Origin of the sequence: Pseudomonas cimarronensis (assembly GCF_049331905.1) — a bacterium.
Taxonomy (GTDB): Bacteria; Pseudomonadota; Gammaproteobacteria; order Pseudomonadales; family Pseudomonadaceae; genus Aquipseudomonas.
This window is the reverse complement of the sequence record NZ_CP186283.1, coordinates 2,459,401-2,476,930: the sequence shown is the minus strand read 5'-3', so window position 1 is coordinate 2,476,930 and position 17,530 is coordinate 2,459,401. Positions and strand designations below refer to the sequence as shown.

The following is a 17,530-nucleotide window of genomic DNA, read 5'->3' as shown; positions in this document are numbered from 1 at the left end:
CTCCTGAGTCATAAACCACCCGCCAGGGGTGGTCGGGTGAGTTAAAGGGCTTGGTAACGCACGGTCAGGTAAAACGCCTGGCCCGGCTGGTTGTAGCCTTCAGCGGTCTGGTAATCGACATCCAGCAGGTTGGCCGCCCGCGCTTGCAGGCGCCATTCCTTGTTGAGGCGGTACTCACCGCGCAGATCAAGGGTGGCGAAGCCAGACAGCTCGGTCTGGTTTTCCAGGTCGTCGTAGGTCGAATTCTGCGCATGCAGGCTGGCACCGACACTGACATCACCGAAGGCGCGATCAACGTCGAGGTTGAACAGCTGGCTCGGCCGCCGATTGAGTTCCTTGCCGTAGTAAGCAATGCCGCCACGGCTGCTGCGCTGTGAGCGGTTCTCGGCGCTCATCAGGCTGTAATTGGCATTCCACTCCCAGCCCAGCAACTCGCTGCCCAGCTGCAACTCGACACCGCGAATGCGCGCCTCATCGACACCTTCGGCGCGGCTCTGGCTCTTGCCGCCCACCAGCGAATTCACAGTGGCAATCAGGTTGTCGATCTCACTGCGGTAGGCATTGACCGACCAGTGCCCCCAGTCATGCACACCGGCCAGCCCCAGCTCGATGCTGCGCGACTCTTCGGCTTGCAGATCCGGGTTACCGAAACCTGGGTAGTACAGCTGGTTGAAGGTCGGTGCCTTGAAGGCCGTGCCGTAGCTGGCCGTCAGGCGCAGCGTATCGCTCAGCGCATAGCCCCAGCCCAGGCTGCCGGTGTCATGCTTGCCGAACTGTTCGTCATCGTCGCGGCGCACGCTCAGTTGCAGGTCATGCCGGCCGAGCTGCGCCAGGTACTGGGCAAAGAAGCCCTGATTGTCGCGTGAATCGCGGGCATAGGCGGTCGTGCCGTTGACCTCGTCATGCTGATAATCGGCGCCCAAGGTCAGGGTGTGACCATCGGCCAGGCTAAGGTCGTTCTGCCAGCTAAGCGAGTCGCGGCGGCTGTCAAATCGCGAATAGAAGGCGCGGTCCTGAAAACTGTCGGACTTGTCCTCGCCGCGCCCGGCCTGCAGGGTCAGCAGCCAGGGCTCCAGCGGGTTGAAACGTGCCCGTCCGCCCACCACCTTCTGCACACCCTCGGCATTGGCCCCGAAGCCGGCGGTACGTTTGCTGTTCACCGAGTCATAGTCGTTATGCGAGCGGCTCTGCAACAGGCTGCCATCGAGCTCCAGGCCGTTGGCGAACTGGTAACCGGCCTTGGCGGCCAGTGACAGGCTGCGGTAGCCGTCACGGTCCTGCTCATAACCGCTGACCGTGGCCGGCTTGACGTTGATGCCATCCGTATCAAGACCGGATACGCCCAGGCTGTACCAGCCACTGCCGGCCGTACCAGTGAAGCCAGCGCTGCCCTGATAGGTGTCCTGGCTGCCATAACCTGCCGAAGCAAAAGGCTTGAAACCCGTGCCCTGGCCTTTGCGGGTATAGATCTGAATCACCCCGCCAATGGCCTCGGAGCCATACAGGCTGGAGCGCGGCCCGCGAACCACTTCGATGCGCTCAACCAGTTCAATGGGCAAATCCTGCAACGCGGCACCACCGCTGGTCACCGAACCAACCTTGACGCCATCAATCAGTACCAGCACATGGTTGGAGTTGCTGCCGCGCATAAACAGCGAGGTCGACTTGCCCGGGCCGCCGTTGTTGCTCAGGGAAATACCCGGCACGCGGCTGAGCAACTCCGGCACCGACTGCGCCTGGCTGCGCTCGATCTGCTCACGCTCGATCAGGTTGAACGCCGCAATACTGCTGGCCGCTGACTGCTCGGTACGGGTTGCGGTAATGACCTGGGTGTCCAGGCTGAGGGTTGCGGCCTGGGCCGCGAGAAATGGGCTACAGCCCGCGAGCGCAATGGCCAGCGGACGCATAGTGAGGATGCGAAGCAAGGTCTGATTCTCCGTCGCGCCACCCGCGCGACACTGCCGATATAAGACATGGGAGAACAGCACGGGCAGACACGGCAGAACGCCGCAGCCACCCGACAACGCCCTCCGCAATGCCGTGGATGCAGCAGGCCGGTCTCCGGGCTGACGAGTGAAACCGATGGCTTCCGGATCGCGCCTTCCCATGCCGGTGGCACAGTGGCTATGGGCGATCCTTGACTCGTTTACCGTTGCGGGGGCAGCGCCGGAATTGTTGCGTGATCAACACGTAACGCACCGGCTTCCCTGTTTCACCCCTCTGACGCGCTGCGTCGGGGGCACCTGTTGCAGGCGCGCAGGGTAGAGAGTTGCACCGGGAGCGTCAACGCATAACGCCGCCCAGAGACCACTCAGGTCGCAGGCAGGCTGCCTGACATACGCCGGGCTCGATCAATGCCGGGGCATAAACCCGGCGGGCTTGCTGGCCAGCCACTCGACAAAGGTACGCAGGCGTTCATCACTGAGCAGGCTGTCGCGACTGTTGTAGGTCAGCGCCAGTTCCTTTTCGCTGAACAGGCGGTGGATCTGGTTGTGACAGGCGCGGCAGACCCACAGCGTGGCACTGATGCGCTCACTCTTCGCGAAGCGCTTCTGTACATAAACCTTGTTGTGCAGCGCCTTGGGGATCAGGTGATGGCGCGTCAAAGCGGTTGCACGAGCGCAGAGCTCGCAGGCATCCGGTTGTTCAGGCAGACGAATGGGTTCGGGCATACAGGCTCAGCGTTTGCGGCATAGACTCAGGCCGTCGCCCAGCGGCAGCAGGGACAGGTCGATACGCGGGTCATCACGCAGCGCCAGGTTGAGCGCTTGAATGGCTCGGGTGTCGGCACTTTCGGGGCTTTCCTCAAGCACACGGCCACTCCACAGGGTGTTGTCGAACAGAATCAGTCCACCCTGGCGCACCAGGCGCAGGGCATGTTCCAGGTAGGCCGGGTAATTGGCCTTGTCAGCGTCGATAAACAGCAGGTCGACACTGCCAGCCAGACCTTCAGCTTCCAGTTCCGCCAGGGTTTGTAGCGCCGGGGCCAGACGCAACTCGATACGCTCAGCAAGCCCCGCTTCAGACCAGTAACGCCTGGCCGTGGCGTTGTAATCACCGGGGATATCACAGCAGATCAGCCGACCACCTTCAGGCATGGCCTGGGCCATACAGATGGCGCTGTAGCCGGTAAAGGTGCCGACTTCGACAATCCGCCGGGCGCCGGTCAGTAGCACCAGCAAGGCCATAAACTGGCCCTGCTCAGGGGCAATCTGCCAACGCGCCATGCTCAGCTGCGCGGTTTCCTCACGCAGGCGCTTGAGCAGCGACGTTTCACGCAGGGAAACATCCAGCAGGTATTGATACAGGGCGGTATCGAGATTGAGCGTTTGATTAGTCATGGCGACTCCCTCTGCAAACCAACGCTGTCAGGGGTTACGCGCCAACTCTGGGGTAAACACGCGCTTGGCATTCAGGTAGGTGCGCTGCCAGTAGCTGTTGCTCAGGCTGTCTAGGCGCACGGTACCGCCGCTGGACGGCGCATGCACGAAGCGTCCCTCACCGACATAGATGCCGGCATGGCTGACCTGACTGCCGCCATTGGTGGCGAAGAACACCAGATCGCCACTTTGCAGGCGGTCGCGACCGACAGTCGGGGCGCGCATGCTGATCAGCTCGCGGGTCGAACGCGGCAGGCTGATACCCGCTGCATCGCGGTAGACATAGCCAATCAAGCCACTGCAGTCAAAACCGCCGTCCGGGGTATTGCCCCCGTAGCGATAAGGCGTGCCGACCAAACCGAGGGCACGAAACAGCACATCATCAGCATTGCCGTTAAAGCTGCTGTGGGGCGTTTGCACGACGGGTGGCGGGATTGGCGCTGGTGCGCGACTGGAGCAGGCGCTGAGCAGCGCGACAACGACCAGCAGACTGAAACGGGCGAGAGCGGTCATGGATAAGGCGATCCTGAGCCGAGATGCGCCCTACTCTGCCGACTTGCGCACCGCAGAGCAAGCTTTAGATTAGCTTTGCCTGGCAAGTCATTGAAAAATATCGAGATGTATCAGACACGAAAAATTGGAAAGCGGCTGCACAACTGGCAGCCGCCGCCCGCAGGCTCAGGGATGGCGCACTACGCTGTCACTGGGAGCCAGTGCCAGGGCACGCTTGGCTTCGATAAAGGTACGTTTCCAGTAACGATCTTCCAGGCTGTCGACCCGCACACCGCCGCTGCGGCTGCTGCTGGAGTGGATGAACCGGTTATCGCCCATGTAGATGCCGGCGTGGCTGACGCGATTACGTCCATTGGTGCTGAAAAACAGCAGATCGCCCGGCTCCAGCTCATCACGCGAGACCAGTGGGGCGTCGATATTGATCATGTCACGGGAAGAACGCGGCAACTGCATGCCGGCCTCTTCTTTGAACAGGTAACCGATAAAGCCGCTGCAATCGAAACCGGAACTCACCGAACCACCGCCAAAGCGGTAGCGCGTGCCCACCAGGGACAGGCCGTGAGACAGGATGCTGTCGGCCAGCTGCGGCAATTTGTAGGATTTTTCTTCGGTAAAGTCGCCGAGGGCAGCTTCCTTGGCCTGTTCATCAAACTCGGCCAACGCGGTCGAGGAGAACACTGCGGGCTGGGTGGCCAGCTCCGGCTGTGGCTGCGGCGAATGGTTGGCGCAAGCGGCCAGAACCATGGAGAGTGCAATAGGCACGAGGGGTGCGAGGCGTTTGAGCATGGGCACGACCGTGTCGATGAATTTTATAAGAGCGCGACTATGCCCTCTATGGCATACATTTGCAAATTCTATGGCTCTAAATGTGACTCAGCAGTTTCGGCAAAACATCTAACGCCCGCCCTTGCAGGTGCACATCCACCCGGCCGCTCAAGTCAGTGCGCTGCGGGTTGATCTCGACGGTAAAGCCGCCCGCCTGGCGGGTACGCAACAGCGGCTCGACGATATACGGGAAGCTCGCGCTGGTGCCGATACTGATCACCACCTCAAAGCCTTTGCGCACCTCGTCATACAACGTGCCGATGGCCTGCTCAGGCAACATTTCCTCGAACAGCACCACGGGCGGGCGCAGCACCCCGGCGCATTGCCTGCATTTGGGTGGCAGCGGTCGATCCAAATGCACGGCCAGCTCACTGTCGACGGCACCGCAGGACTGGCAATACAAAGGGGCCAGCTCGCCATGAATTTCGATCACCCGCTCCATCGGGCTGCCAGCCGCGCGGTGGTAGCCGTCGATATTCTGGGTCAGTAGCCAGCACTGCGGCTTTTTGCGCTGCAGTTCGGCAATCACATAGTGCCCGGCATTGGCCTGAGCACCCAGGCAGGCCTTGCCCAACTCCGCCAGGTATTTCCAGCACAGTGCCGGATCACGCTGCAGCATCGAGCCGGACAACGCCGCCTCAATCGGCAAGCCTTCGGCGGTGTGACCGTTGTACAGGCCACCAAGGCCGCGATAGGTGGGCAAACCGGAATCGGCGGACAGCCCGGCACCGGTAATCAGCAGGATGCGCTCGGCCTGTTTGATTGCTTGGGCAACACGGGCAATGACCTTGTCCATCTCGATCCCTCATGCGTAGGGTGGACGACGCTCTTTTCGTCCACCGCAACAGCGCCAGGGTGGATGGGAAGCGTCATCCACCCTACGCCTACCGGCTCAGTGGTTCACCGTATGCGCCAGCATTACTGACAGCTGGCACAGAGGCCGCCCGCTCTGTTCATGCCACTGGTTGAAGGCACCCTGCACGGCGGCCAGCTCTTTCAGGCTGGTCGGCGCCTTGTCGATGATTTTCTGCGCTTTCAACGCCGCAACCATGTCATCGGTGGGGACGAAGGTGTCCTTGCCGACCATGCGCAGGAAACGCGGTGCTGATAGTCCGCCCAACTGACAACCGTGCTTGGCCAGGTACTTCCACAGCCCAACCACATCACTCACCGGCCAATCGGCAATCAGTGCACCGAAACTGCCCTTCTCCTTTTGCACATCGAGGATGAACTGGGCGTTGCGCGGCACACTCTTGAGCTTGCCCAGGTGGCGGATGATGCGCGCGTCCTGCATCAGGTTTTCCAGACGTTCAGCGCCCATCAGCACCACTTTCTCCGGATCAAAGCCGAAGAACACCTGCTCGAAGGCCGGCCATTTGGCGTCCACCAGGCTGTGTTTGAGGCCAGCGCGGAAGATCCGCAGGCTGAGGATCGACAGGTAGCGATCATCAGGGATCGCCCGTAGCTCCTCGGCGCTGCGCGGCTGCGGCAGCATTGCCTCCAGCGCGGCAGCCGAGCCAAAGCGGTTCAGGCAGTATTCGTTAAGCCATTTGTAATCGCGCATCAGGCAATCCTTCAGCCAGGCAACCGCTGGATCAGAGGTTCATCACATCGAGAAAGCGCGGCGTGGCGCTGTCGTCGATTTTCAGGCTCTTGAAGTCGAACAGATTGCGGTCGGCCAGCTGCGATGGCACCACGTTCTGCAGTGCGCGGAACATGATCTCGGTGCGGCCCGGCGACTTGCGCTCCCAGTCCTGGAGCATTTCCTTGACCACCTGGCGTTGCAGGTTTTCCTGGGAACCACACAGGTTGCACGGAATGATCGGGAATTCCTTGAGCTGGCTGTAGGCCTCGATATCGCTCTCGCTGCAGTAGGCCAGCGGGCGAATCACCACGTTGCGGCCGTCATCGGCACGCAGCTTGGGCGGCATGGCCTTGAGCGTGCCGCCGTAGAACATATTGAGGAAGAAGGTTTCCAGGATGTCGTCGCGGTGATGCCCGAGGGCCATCTTGGTCGCGCCGATTTCATCGGCAAAGGTGTACAGGGTGCCGCGACGCAGGCGTGAGCAGAGTGAACAGGTAGTCTTGCCTTCCGGAATCTTCTCCTTGACCACCGAGTAGGTATCCTTCTCGACGATGTGGTACGGCACACCAATGGATTCCAGATAAGCCGGCAGCACGTGCTCAGGAAAACCCGGCTGCTTCTGGTCCATGTTCACCGCAACAATCTCGAACTTGATCGGCGCGACCTTCTGCAAGTGCAGCAGCACATCGAGCATGGTGTAGCTGTCCTTGCCGCCGGACAGGCAGACCATGACCTTGTCGCCATCCTCGATCATGTTGAAATCGGCAATGGCTTCGCCAGCCTGACGACGCAGGCGTTTTTGCAGTTTGTTCTGGTTGACCGAGAGGGTGCCCATGGTGCGCTGGAATCCGGAGGGTTACGAAAGTGCGGCATTTTACCCAGAAAGCGTGACGCACCCTACCCCACAGTTTCGCAAATGCTAGGCTCGGCCGATGAACGACGATTTCGACCCAGGCCTTGACCTGCCCGAACAACTGCATGAGCTGCTGCGCACGGCCCCTGACGGCCTGGGCGAGTACCAGTTGATCCAGCTGCTGAAAGCCCGCCAGTGCGTGCATATCCCTAACCAGGCCCTGACAGACAGGCTGGCGCTGTTTCGCACCCATTTTATTTTGTTCAACGCCCTCTACCGCTTACGCGACCGGCTCTGGGCCAGCCAGAGCGGCTACTTACAGATCAGTGCGCTGCATATCCAGCTGTTGCCCTATCAGCCTGGTAGCCACGAACTGAGCGAGCACGACCCATTGCGCGACTATTACCTCGATCTGAGCCAACTCAGTCACACCGAGGAAGAGGATGTGGCCAAACTGCTGCTGAGTTTCTGGACGCGCATGCACGGCAGCGATGAAAAACAGGCGGCGCTGGAGCTGTTCGAGCTGGAAGACAGCACACAAGCGCTCAACTTCGCCACTATCAAGCATCGCTACCGGCAGTTGGTGAGTCAGCATCACCCCGATCGCGGCGGCAGTACGGCACGCTTGCAGTCAATCAACAAAGCCATGGAAATCCTGGAACGCTATTACGGCCACGTTTGAGAGCACGATTTGCTCTAACCCAGCCCCTTTGCCAATCCTTTTGCCCGCCTATACTGCGACATACGGTCGCATAGGTTTGGTATCGCACCTGACACCGCTGTGCACGCGATTCAGGCGCTCTACTGGGGGACGGCCGCTATAACAACAGGAGGTCTGACATGATCCATCATGTTTTGGGGCTGTTCACCCATCCCGATCAGGAATGGCAGGAAATCCGTGGCGAAGAAGAAACCATCAGCCACATGTACCTCACCCACATTCTGATTCTCGCTGCCATACCCGCAGTCTCTGCCTACATCGGTACCACTCAGGTGGGCTGGGCCATTGGTGATCGAGCACCGGTGATGCTGACCGAGGCCAGTGCGCTGCAAATGACCGTCATGACCTACCTGGCGATGCTGGCCGGTGTCGCAGTGATGGGGGCCTTTATCCACTGGATGGCGCGCACCTACGACGCCAGCCCAAACCTCACACAATGCGTGGTATTTGCTGCGTACACCGCTACACCGCTGTTTATCGGCGGGCTGGCGGCGCTCTATCCGCACCTCTGGCTGGCCATGGTGGTGGGTACGGCAGCCATCTGTTACACGGTTTACCTGCTGTATGTCGGCATACCGACCTTTATGGGCATCCCCGAGGATGAAGGCTTTATGTTCTCCAGCTCGGTGTTGGCTGTAGGTCTGGTGGTGCTGGTGGCAATGATTGCCGCCTCGGTAATTCTCTGGGGCTTTGGCGTTGGCCCGGTCTACACCAGCTGATCCAACGCATGATGAAACAAGACGAAACCACCCACGGGTGGTTTCGTCGTTTCAGGGCTGTGATCGTTGCACTGCTTGGGCATAATCAGTGCCTTTCTCCGCACCCAAGCCGCCATGCCTGAACAACTGCTCCAGCGCGTCGAACACTGCTATCAGCAGGCTGAAACCTTTTTCAAACAACCCTTCACCCGCGCCGAGGTAAGTTTCAAGCTGCGTGGACAAAAGGCCGGTGTGGCGCACCTGACGGAAAACAAGCTGCGCTTCAACCCGCAGCTGTATCGGGAAAACCGCGATGACTTTCTAAAGCAGACGGTGCCTCATGAGGTGGCGCACCTGATCGCTCACCAGCTGTTCGGCCCGAAGATCCAGCCCCACGGCGAGGAATGGCAGCTGATCATGCGCGGCGTGTATGAACTACCGCCCAACCGCTGCCACAGCTATGCGGTGCAGCGGCGTACGGTCAGCCGCTATATCTACCGCTGCAGTTGTGCCGAGGGCGAGTTCCCCTTTTCCGCCCAGCGCCATGCCCTGGTCAGCAAAGGCCGGCGCTACTACTGCCGCCGTTGCAAGGTGACGCTGCGTTACACCGGTGAACAGCGCCTCGAATAATCCGCCGGGAACTACAGCACGTAACGCAATACCGCGACAAAGTGCATCAGGCTGCCGCCCATGACGAACAAGTGCCAGATGCCATGCCAGTGGCGAAAACGGCTGTCATAGGCAAAGAAAATGATCCCCACGGTGTACAACACGCCACCGCCGGCCAGCCAGATAAACCCGTCCATCCCCAGTGCGGCGATCAGTGGTTTGACCGCGATCAGCACAATCCAGCCCATCACCGCGTAGATCACGATCGACAGCACACGCGCCTCGGAACGCGGCTTGATCTCTTGCAGCATGCCGATAATTGCCAGCGTCCAGACGATGCCGAACAACGTCCAACCCCAGGCACCTTCGAGGGTCACCAGGCAGAACGGCGTATAGCTGCCGGCAATCAGCAGGTAGATCGACAGGTGATCGAGCTTGCGCATCAGCACTTTCGCCCGCCCCTGCACGCTGTGGTAAAGCGTGGAGATGCTATAGAGCAGCACCAACGTCAGGCCGTAGATGGCCACACTGATGACCTTGCCCAGCTCGCCATCCAGACTGGCCAGCACCAGCAACCATATCGCGCCAGCGCAAGCCAGTAGCGCCCCGACCAGATGGGTCCAGGCGTTGAAGCGTTCCCCGTGATACATGTTGTCCGTTCCCGAATCGCCTATTGGCAAAATGCCCCAGGCTTATGCCGGAAATTTCAGCGTTTGACGAGCAACCTTTTGCCGGTTCTGCGCCTTGCCAACCGGCTTGCAGCCGTCAAACCGCTCAGGCACGTGGCAGACTCACCCGGATTAGGTAACCGGCCGCATCCTCTTCATGTTGCACATCACCACCCTGTGCACGGGCCAGGGCGCGGGCAGCCGCAAGTGGCTTGTGGTTTTCCGGGCGCACAGGCAGCAGCAACTTCACCTGGGCAGGGTTCTCATCAATCATCATCAGGCTCAGTTGACTGCCCACCGGGCACGCCCCATGGGCATGCTTGAGTACTCGATAGAACAAGGCATGGCACAACCCAGGATCGGCCAGTACCGCCGTGCTGCTGCCCAGCGCGGTTTCCAGCTGAATATCGACACCACGGTCGCCATAGCGCTGACGCAACTCGCTGATCAGCTCGCGCAGCAGTGGATTGAGGCGAATGCTTTCCGGGCGCAACTCGCGCTGCCCGGCCTCCAACGACAGCTGCTCGCCAGCCATATCGAGCAGATCCTTGAGTTGCTGAGTGCTCTGGGCAGCCTGCTGCAGATGCTGTTTCTGCTGCGGATTAAGACCCGTCTGCGTCAGCCCCTGCAGTGCTTCGTTGCATTGCTGGAGGGATTGCTGCAGATCATGGCTGACCAGATGCAGCATGTCCGCACGCAGAGCCGCCAACTCCAGCAACTGATCAAGATCCGCCTGCAACTGCCGGCGGTGCTCGACATAACGCATCAGGTTGCGCACTCGAATGCGCAGTAGAGTCGGGTCAATCGGCTTGAACACGTAATCCACCGCGCCCAGTGACAAGCCCTGTTCACGGGAGCTTTCATCGCTCAAGGCGGTGACGAAGATGATCGGAATATGCTCTGACGCGTGATGCTGGCGCAGCCGGCGCGCCACCTCGAAACCATCCATGTCGGGCATCATCACATCCAGCAGGATCAGGTCCGGCGGGTTGTCGGAATGGCAGATGGCGATGGCTTTCTCGCCGTTATGCGCCAGCTTGACCTTGAACTGGTCACGAAACAGCCCGGCCAGCAGCTGCAGATTCTCCGGCGTATCGTCGACCACCAGAATGCTCGCCCGCTCTTCGCCCTGGGCCTGACGAGGCTGGGTCAACAGGTCGTCGCGTTGCAGGGAACGCTGAATTCGCTCCAGCAGCCGCTGAGTGGTAAAGGGTTTGACCAACAAGTCGCGGATGCCCAGTTGAATGGCGCGCTGCACATCCTGACGCTGCATGGCACTGGACATCAGCACGAAGGGAATCGCGGCCAACGCTTCGTCGCTGCGCATGCCTTCGAACAGCGTCAGCCCGGTCGAACCGGCCAGGTTCTGTTCGCTCAAAACCAACGACACCGGGGTCTGCCGCAGCAGCTGCAAGGCACTGGCCGGATCATGGGCCTGTAACACTTGCATGAAACCCTGACGCTGTAATTCCTCGACCAGGGCGCGGGTCAGCACAGGGTCACTGTCAACAACCAGCAAAGTGGGGGCTTGGACTGGCATACGGCTGGGCACCTCCTTTTGTTCTGCAACCATTACGGCTCGTCGCTGTAGTGCTGGGCAATCTGCGCGATGGTCTGACTGATGCGCTCAAAGCCATCCACGATATCCGGGTCAAAATGGCTGCCACGGCCGTCATGAATAATCTGCAACGCCTGTTCGTGACTGAACGCTGGTTTGTACACGCGCTGCGAAATCAGCGCATCGTAGACATCAGCCACAGCCATCAGGCGCGCCGACAGTGGAATCGCCTCGCCAGACAAGCCCTGCGGGTAACCGCTGCCGTCCCACTTTTCCTGATGGCTGTAGGCGATTTCCTTGGCGTGGCGCAGGAAGGCAATGGACTCACCCAACTCCTGCTCGGCATGCACGATGGCATCGCGCCCCAGAGTGGTGTGGGTTTTCATGATCTCAAATTCATCGGCATCCAGTTTGCCCGGTTTGAGCAGGATACGATCGGGAATGCCGACCTTGCCGATGTCATGCAGTGGCGCCGATTTGAACAGCGACTCGATGGTTGCCGCGCTCAGCTCAGCAGCAAAACGCGGGTGGTGGCTCAGGTGCTCGGCCAGCGCCCGCAGATAATGCTGGGTACGGCGAATGTGGTTGCCAGTTTCATTGTCACGGGTTTCCGCCAGCGAGGTAATCGCGCGGATGGTCACGTCCTGTATCGCCATCACTTCGCGGGTCCGTTTCTCCACTTCCTGTTCGAGAAAGGCGTTCTGGTTCTGCAGGTAATCACGGGCAAACTTCAACTGCAGGTGCGTGTGCACCCGGGCCAGAACAATCGCCGGGTTGATCGGTTTACTGATGTAGTCGACCGCTCCCAGATCCAGACCGATCTGTTCATCCTCGGCGGCACTCATGGCAGTCAGAAAAATCACCGGGATCGTCGCGCTGCCCGGCTCCTGCTGCAAACGACGCAGCACCTCATAGCCATCCAGTCCCGGCATCATGATGTCGAGCAGAATCAGGTCGGGTTTGCTCTCGCCACTGACGATTTGCAGCGCCCGCTCTCCGTTATGCGCCAGCTTGACCTTGTACTCCTCGCGTAACAGGCCGCTCATCAGCGACAGGTTATCTGGGGTGTCTCCACCACCAGAATCGTCGGTTTGTCGCCACCTGCCAGCAGTCGTTCCATCAACCTGCGTCCTTGCCCAGTGCCGGATTGTTCTGCATGGTGGCCTGCAGCACCGCCAGTGCATCCACCAGAATATAGCTGTTGATCGCCCGCTCCAGCGGCGCAAAACCTGTGCCCAGGGCCGCCTTGAACAAGGCGGCTTCCTGCTCAAACAACTCGATGGCGTCGGAGTCGTCATCGCTGAGCAGAAACTCCAGGCGAGCGATCAGCTGGCGTACCCGTGGCCAGTCGAGATCGCCCTGAGTTGCCTCGGTCATGGCCTGTGCTGGCACAACTGCCTGCAGCTGCACAATCAACGCAGCACAACTGGCCTCCAGCGCGGCTAACTGCTTGACGAACTGAGCATCCTCGCGCCCCTGCTTCAACGCCTCTTCGAGTGCTTCGGCCTGACTGGCTAGAGACTCGGCACCAATGGTGGCCGCCGTGCCCTTGAGCGTATGCAAGGCGCGAATGGCATCGTCAAGGCGACCCTCACCGAGCAGGCGACGGGCCTGCTCGACGGCATCGGCCTGGCCCTGGATAAATTTGCGCAGCAACGCTTCATAGGCGGCCCGCTTGTTCAGCACCCGACGCAGACCGGCTTGCACGTCCACCCCGGCAATCGCGGGAAAAACCGCGTCCGCCACTGACGGCAATACACTCGCACCCGGCGATAGCACAGGCTGCTCGGCTGCAACCGGCAGCCACTGCAACAGCAGGGCGAACAGCTCATCGGGGTCGATGGGCTTGGCCAGGTGCGCATTCATGCCCGCTGCCAGGCATTGTTCACGGTCACTGAGCATGGCGTTGGCCGTCATGGCCAACACCGGCAGTTCACGCCAACGCGGGTTGACGCGGATCTGCCGAGTTGCTGTCAGACCGTCCATTACCGGCATCTGCATGTCCATCAAGACCAATTGGTAGTCGCGCTGCGCCAGCATCTCCAGGGCCACCTGGCCGTTCTCGGCCACGGCCACTTGCACCCCGGCCGCTTCCAGCAGGTCACGACCCACTTGTTGATTCAGCTCGTTGTCATCCACCAGCAGCACCTGCGCGCCGTGCAACGGGCTGAGGTCCTGCACGCTGACCTTGCCCGCCGGGCGCAGGGGTAGTTGCGCCGTCTGGCTGCCGCCCAGCGCACGAATCGCCGCATCGAACAGCAGTGAGGGGCTGACCGGTTTGACCAGCAGCAGCGGAATACCTGCCTGTTCGGCTTCATGAAAGACTTCTTCGCGGCCATACGCGGTAACGATCACCGGCTGCGGTGCCGGATCGAGCAGGGCCAGTTGGCGACAGGTTTCCAGGCCATTGATACCGGGCATTTTCCAGTCGACGAACGCTGCCTCGAACGGCACGCCCGCAGCACAGGCTGCGGCCGCTAGTTCCAGGGCCTGTTCACCGCAATCGGCCTCGCGGACCTGAAAACTCATGCCACGCAGCAGGCTGGCATGGATTTGCAGGGCCTGCGGGTTGTCGTCCACCACCAGTACTCGGCGGTTGCGCAGATCCGGGCTGGGCAGCAGTGGCGGCAGCGCTTTGGCTGTCGCTACCCCCAAGCGCGCGGTAAACCAGAAGGTACTGCCCTGCCCCAGTTCGCTGCTAACCCCGACCTCGCCATGCATCAGTTCAGCCAGCTTGCGCGAGATGGCCAGGCCCAGGCCGGTGCCACCGTATTTGCGGGTGGTCGAGCTGTCGGCCTGCTGGAATGACTGAAACAACCGCGACTGCTGCTCGGGCGAAAGGCCGATGCCGGAATCCTCGACGGCAAAACGCACCAGGATGCTCTGCGCATCCTGCTCCAGCACCTGAGCACGAATCACGATGCCGCCCTGCTCGGTGAACTTGACTGCATTGTTGGCGTAATTGATCAGCACCTGGCCCAGGCGCAAGGGGTCGCCGACCAGGTGCGCGGGCAACTCTGGGTCGATATCGAAGATCAGCTCCAGGTCCTTGGCTGCGCACTTCTCGCCAATCAGGCTGGCCATGTTCTCCAGCACCGCCTGCAACTCGAATGGCACCGACTCGACATCCAGCTTGCCGGCCTCGATTTTGCTCAGGTCGAGGATGTCGTTGATCAGCCCCAGCAGGTGCTGGCCCGAGCGCTGAATCTTCTCCACATAGTCGCGTTGCTTGGCGTTCAGCGGCGTGCCCAGCACCAGATGACTCATGCCGATAACTGCGTTCATCGGCGTGCGGATTTCATGGCTCATATTGGCCAGAAAATCGGACTTCAGCTGCGATGCGCTCTCGGCCTTGGCCCGGGCAATCTGCAATTCCTCTTCATGCTCACGCAGCGCCTGATTGGCCTCGGCCAGCTCCTGGGTGCGTTGCTGCACACGGCCTTCCAATACTTCTTCGTTTTCCTGCAGAGCTTCCACCAGCTTGCCCTGAGCAGCCAGCAACTGGCGTTGCGCACGCACGCGCTGGCGCGACTGACGCACCATGGCCAAACCGAAGATCAACGTCAGCAAGCCCTGAAACAGCGTTAGCGCAGTGGTCACCACCACTTGATAGCGGAACTCGGCATTGCGTTCATCCACCGTACGCGCCGCCAGTTGGGCTGAGGTGTAGACCAGGTCCTGAATATCGTCCTGCAAGGCTTGCAGTTGCTCACGCAGCAACGCGGCATCCAGCGGCGTGCCGCGCCTGGCGAAAGCTTCCAGGGCGCTGTCGCCGGTCTGGATAAACCGCTCCAGAGCCTGCAGGGTCTGCTGATAGATCGGCTCGGCGCCCATCAGCCGAACGGCCGAATCAGTCTGGATGGTGCTGACACGGCTGACGAAAATATCGTAACGCAGTTGCAGTTCATCAATACCGATACTGCCTCGCAGGTCCGATGCCTGGTTACGGCGCGGCGCAATGGGGTCAAGCATGTAGGTGTGCAGGGCGTGGTCGAAGCGCTGGTATTCGGTACTCAGTTGAGCAAAGGCCCACAGCGCATTGTCATCACCACTGCGCATGACCTCGCTGAGGCTACGGTACTGGTGCGCGAGGATGGCCCCGATTGCCACATACAGCAGCACCAGGCTGACGATCAGCACCCACAGCAGGCGGAACCGGCGCATGACTATTTGATCTGCAGGGCGCGTAATTGCCAGGCAGATCGGTTGTAGAACGTCGCGGCCTGTAACTCGGCCTTGCTGTCGAAGGGGTAAACCAGAAACAGCGGACCTTTCTCGCGCACTGGCATGGGCTGGTCGTTCATCAGGGTGGCGACGATCAGGTCATATTTGAGGGCATCGCTGAAGGGAATTTCGGTGCGGTAGTCATTCAGGGCGATGGCCGTAATGCCTTCGCCTTTAGCCCCGGCGGCGGCCAGCACATCGCGCAGCAATGGGCCGGTAAACTTCACCGGCTCGGCATACCAGGGGGTTTGCGTGGTGAAGCTGTGCTGCGGCAGGGCTTGCAGCATTGCCATGTCGAACACCGCTTGTTGCTGCATATTGGGCTGTGTCACCAACCCGGAGATACGCAGCAGCGCAGGACCGCTGGGTTTGTCGAGCGCCAGGCTCAGACCGGAAAACAGCAGCAGCGTGCTCAGCGCCAAAGCGCGCAGGTGATAGTGGCGTATAGACACTGGCATTCTCCTCAACATCCATTATTCGGAGAGATCACGGTAAGCAGCCGCACTGTTCATGACGAACATCCGCTCAGGATCGCGCCTGATGCTCGAAGCGTAGAACAGTTACTTGCGCCCGGCCGTGCGAAAGCCGATTAATGCATGAGAATGAGAGGCAACGCCAGCCCTAATGTCAGTGCCTGCCGGCCGGAATCAAGCCACCACCTTGGCCGCCCTGAGTTGGTCAATCTGCTCAGCGCTGTAACCCAACTCCGCCAACACTTCGCTGGTGTGCGCACCCAGCGTGGCACCGATATGCCGTGGCGCAGGCAGGCCGCTGGAAAACTTGATCGGACAGGCAATTTGCGCCTGTGGCCCATTGCCCGCACGCGGCACTTCAGTGACCAGGCCGCGGGCCTTGATCTGCGGATGTTCGACCGCCTCGCTGAGATTGAGCATCGGTTCCACGCAGGCGTCCAGCCCGGCGAACACCTGGCTCCACTCGGCAAAGTCGCGTTTCTCGAACTCGATTTCGATCTCGCGTTTAAGCGCCTGCTGATCCTCGGGCTTCTGCGACAGACCGCGCGCGGCCAGCTCCGGGCGGCCGATGGCGGCGCAGAACTGCTGCATGAATTGCGGCTCCAGGCTACCGACCGAGAACCAGCGACCATCGCGGGTACGGTAGTAGTCGTAGAAGCTGCCGCCGTTCAGCGCCTGGTTTTCCATCGCAGGCTCCACCCCAGCCGCCAGATAGCCTGCCCCGGCCATGCCATGCAGGCTAAAGGCGCAGTCGGTCATGCTGATGTCCACCTGCTGCCCCTGCCCCGTGGCTTGGCGCTGGATAACCGCCGCGAGCAGGCCAATCACCCCATGCAGCGAACCGCCGGCAATATCTGCCGCCTGGATGCCCAGCGGCAACGGCCCGGTTTCACGGCGCCCGGTGTAACTGGCAATGCCGGCCAGGGCCAGGTAGTTGATGTCGTGACCGGCGCGGTCCTTGTACGGGCCGCTCTGGCCGTAGCCGGTGATCGACACGTAGATCAGCTTCGGGTTGATCGCCTTCAGTGCCTCGTAACCCACACCGAGTTTGTCCATCACGCCGGGGCGAAACTGCTCCAGCACGATGTCGTACTCGGCCACCAATTGCTTGACCATCTCCACCGCTTCCGGCTTTTTCAGGTCGAGGGCGATGCAGCGCTTGTTGCGATTGAGGTAGGCATGGCTGGCCGATACGCCGCCGTCATGCGGTGGCAGCACGCGCACCAGATCCATGCGGCTGGGCGATTCCACGCGCAGTACTTCAGCGCCCATGTCAGCCAGCAATAAAGAGGCAAACGGCCCTGGTAACAGGGTGGAAAAGTCCAGCACTTTCAATGACGACAGCGGGCCTTGCATAACAGCTCCTCAGGGAACTCAATCCCGTAGCCCGGATGCACTCCGGGGAATATCAACAGATTCCCGG

At 60.7% G+C, this 17,530-nt stretch carries 17 protein-coding genes and 1 riboswitch; of the genes, 3 read left to right on the top strand and 14 right to left on the bottom strand.

The genetic code is table 11. The features are described from left to right. Positions 1-41: 41 nt before the first annotated feature. The 8 genes from btuB to ttcA all read right to left on the bottom strand — a co-directional run bounded on the left by btuB (position 42) and on the right by ttcA (position 7,138). Positions 42-1,907, bottom strand: a complete 1,866-nt coding sequence (gene btuB, locus ACOCLD_RS11615; RefSeq protein WP_422911796.1) for a TonB-dependent vitamin B12 receptor — start codon at positions 1,905-1,907, stop codon at positions 42-44. A gap of 128 nt (positions 1,908-2,035) precedes the next feature. Then, a riboswitch (cobalamin riboswitch) is annotated at positions 2,036-2,262 on the bottom strand. Positions 2,263-2,351: 89 nt separating this feature from the next. Continuing rightward, entirely contained in the window at positions 2,352-2,672 is a 321-nt protein-coding gene (locus ACOCLD_RS11610; protein WP_422909262.1) for a hypothetical protein, read from the bottom strand. A 6-nt stretch (positions 2,673-2,678) separates the two neighbouring features. Next, the gene (locus ACOCLD_RS11605) at positions 2,679-3,341 is read right to left on the bottom strand and encodes an O-methyltransferase (RefSeq protein WP_422909261.1); all 663 of its coding nucleotides are present in this window, start codon (positions 3,339-3,341) and stop codon (positions 2,679-2,681) included. A gap of 27 nt (positions 3,342-3,368) precedes the next feature. After that, a complete protein-coding gene (locus tag ACOCLD_RS11600) occupies positions 3,369-3,893 on the bottom strand; it encodes a C40 family peptidase (RefSeq protein WP_422909260.1) in 525 nt (174 codons plus the stop codon). A 165-nt stretch (positions 3,894-4,058) separates the two neighbouring features. Continuing rightward, positions 4,059-4,679 (bottom strand): C40 family peptidase, encoded by a 621-nt coding sequence (locus ACOCLD_RS11595; protein WP_422909259.1) that lies wholly within the window; start codon positions 4,677-4,679, stop codon positions 4,059-4,061. Positions 4,680-4,755: 76 nt separating this feature from the next. Beyond that, positions 4,756-5,514 (bottom strand): NAD-dependent deacylase, encoded by a 759-nt coding sequence (locus tag ACOCLD_RS11590; protein ID WP_422909258.1) that lies wholly within the window; start codon positions 5,512-5,514, stop codon positions 4,756-4,758. Between the two features lie 96 nt (positions 5,515-5,610). Next, entirely contained in the window at positions 5,611-6,282 is a 672-nt protein-coding gene (locus ACOCLD_RS11585; RefSeq protein ID WP_422909257.1) for a DNA-3-methyladenine glycosylase I, read from the bottom strand. 31 nt (positions 6,283-6,313) lie between these two features. After that, the gene (gene ttcA, locus ACOCLD_RS11580; protein ID WP_257778575.1) at positions 6,314-7,138 is read right to left on the bottom strand and encodes a tRNA 2-thiocytidine(32) synthetase TtcA; all 825 of its coding nucleotides are present in this window, start codon (positions 7,136-7,138) and stop codon (positions 6,314-6,316) included. A gap of 97 nt (positions 7,139-7,235) precedes the next feature. Here ttcA and ACOCLD_RS11575 point away from each other — a divergent pair, with 97 nt between their 5' ends. The 3 genes from ACOCLD_RS11575 (at position 7,236) to ACOCLD_RS11565 (ending at position 9,205) form a co-directional block, all read left to right on the top strand. Then, the gene (locus ACOCLD_RS11575) at positions 7,236-7,838 is read left to right on the top strand and encodes a DNA-J related domain-containing protein (RefSeq protein WP_422909256.1); all 603 of its coding nucleotides are present in this window, start codon (positions 7,236-7,238) and stop codon (positions 7,836-7,838) included. Between the two features lie 158 nt (positions 7,839-7,996). Beyond that, the gene (locus tag ACOCLD_RS11570) at positions 7,997-8,596 is read left to right on the top strand and encodes a Yip1 family protein (RefSeq protein WP_233684723.1); all 600 of its coding nucleotides are present in this window, start codon (positions 7,997-7,999) and stop codon (positions 8,594-8,596) included. An 84-nt stretch (positions 8,597-8,680) separates the two neighbouring features. Further along, the gene (locus ACOCLD_RS11565; RefSeq protein WP_422911795.1) at positions 8,681-9,205 is read left to right on the top strand and encodes a SprT family zinc-dependent metalloprotease; all 525 of its coding nucleotides are present in this window, start codon (positions 8,681-8,683) and stop codon (positions 9,203-9,205) included. 11 nt (positions 9,206-9,216) lie between these two features. Here ACOCLD_RS11565 and trhA read toward each other — a convergent pair whose 3' ends face one another. The 6 genes from trhA to ACOCLD_RS11535 form a co-directional block, all read right to left on the bottom strand. After that, a complete protein-coding gene (trhA, locus tag ACOCLD_RS11560; protein ID WP_233684721.1) occupies positions 9,217-9,834 on the bottom strand; it encodes a PAQR family membrane homeostasis protein TrhA in 618 nt (205 codons plus the stop codon). A gap of 124 nt (positions 9,835-9,958) precedes the next feature. After that, positions 9,959-11,392, bottom strand: coding sequence for a response regulator (locus ACOCLD_RS11555; protein WP_422909255.1), 1,434 nt, complete (start codon positions 11,390-11,392; stop codon positions 9,959-9,961). A 32-nt stretch (positions 11,393-11,424) separates the two neighbouring features. Beyond that, the gene (locus ACOCLD_RS11550; protein ID WP_422909254.1) at positions 11,425-12,456 is read right to left on the bottom strand and encodes an HD-GYP domain-containing protein; all 1,032 of its coding nucleotides are present in this window, start codon (positions 12,454-12,456) and stop codon (positions 11,425-11,427) included. Positions 12,457-12,529: 73 nt separating this feature from the next. Continuing rightward, positions 12,530-15,574, bottom strand: a complete 3,045-nt coding sequence (locus ACOCLD_RS11545; RefSeq protein ID WP_422909253.1) for a response regulator — start codon at positions 15,572-15,574, stop codon at positions 12,530-12,532. A 2-nt stretch (positions 15,575-15,576) separates the two neighbouring features. Beyond that, positions 15,577-16,086, bottom strand: coding sequence for a molybdopterin-dependent oxidoreductase (locus ACOCLD_RS11540; protein ID WP_422909252.1), 510 nt, complete (start codon positions 16,084-16,086; stop codon positions 15,577-15,579). Positions 16,087-16,281: 195 nt separating this feature from the next. Then, positions 16,282-17,463: a CaiB/BaiF CoA transferase family protein gene (locus ACOCLD_RS11535; RefSeq protein WP_422909251.1), complete on the bottom strand. Its 1,182-nt coding sequence runs from the start codon at positions 17,461-17,463 to the stop codon at positions 16,282-16,284. Between the last annotated feature and the right edge of the window lie 67 nt (positions 17,464-17,530).

Bases quoted from the DNA above. Each gene is read 5' to 3' on its own strand.
- btuB (WP_422911796.1), bottom strand. From the start codon at position 1,907: ATGCGTCCGCTGGCCATTGCGCTCGCGGGCTGTAGCCCATTTCTCGCG.
- ACOCLD_RS11610 (WP_422909262.1), bottom strand. From the start codon at position 2,672: ATGCCCGAACCCATTCGTCTGCCTGAACAACCGGATGCCTGCGAGCTC.
- ACOCLD_RS11605 (WP_422909261.1), bottom strand. From the start codon at position 3,341: ATGACTAATCAAACGCTCAATCTCGATACCGCCCTGTATCAATACCTG.
- ACOCLD_RS11600 (WP_422909260.1), bottom strand. From the start codon at position 3,893: ATGACCGCTCTCGCCCGTTTCAGTCTGCTGGTCGTTGTCGCGCTGCTC.
- ACOCLD_RS11595 (WP_422909259.1), bottom strand. From the start codon at position 4,679: ATGCTCAAACGCCTCGCACCCCTCGTGCCTATTGCACTCTCCATGGTT.
- ACOCLD_RS11590 (WP_422909258.1), bottom strand. From the start codon at position 5,514: ATGGACAAGGTCATTGCCCGTGTTGCCCAAGCAATCAAACAGGCCGAG.
- ACOCLD_RS11585 (WP_422909257.1), bottom strand. From the start codon at position 6,282: ATGCGCGATTACAAATGGCTTAACGAATACTGCCTGAACCGCTTTGGC.
- ttcA (WP_257778575.1), bottom strand. From the start codon at position 7,138: ATGGGCACCCTCTCGGTCAACCAGAACAAACTGCAAAAACGCCTGCGT.
- ACOCLD_RS11575 (WP_422909256.1), top strand. From the start codon at position 7,236: ATGAACGACGATTTCGACCCAGGCCTTGACCTGCCCGAACAACTGCAT.
- ACOCLD_RS11570 (WP_233684723.1), top strand. From the start codon at position 7,997: ATGATCCATCATGTTTTGGGGCTGTTCACCCATCCCGATCAGGAATGG.
- trhA (WP_233684721.1), bottom strand. From the start codon at position 9,834: ATGTATCACGGGGAACGCTTCAACGCCTGGACCCATCTGGTCGGGGCG.
- ACOCLD_RS11555 (WP_422909255.1), bottom strand. From the start codon at position 11,392: ATGCCAGTCCAAGCCCCCACTTTGCTGGTTGTTGACAGTGACCCTGTG.
- ACOCLD_RS11550 (WP_422909254.1), bottom strand. From the start codon at position 12,456: ATGAGCGGCCTGTTACGCGAGGAGTACAAGGTCAAGCTGGCGCATAAC.
- ACOCLD_RS11545 (WP_422909253.1), bottom strand. From the start codon at position 15,574: ATGCGCCGGTTCCGCCTGCTGTGGGTGCTGATCGTCAGCCTGGTGCTG.
- ACOCLD_RS11535 (WP_422909251.1), bottom strand. From the start codon at position 17,463: ATGCAAGGCCCGCTGTCGTCATTGAAAGTGCTGGACTTTTCCACCCTG.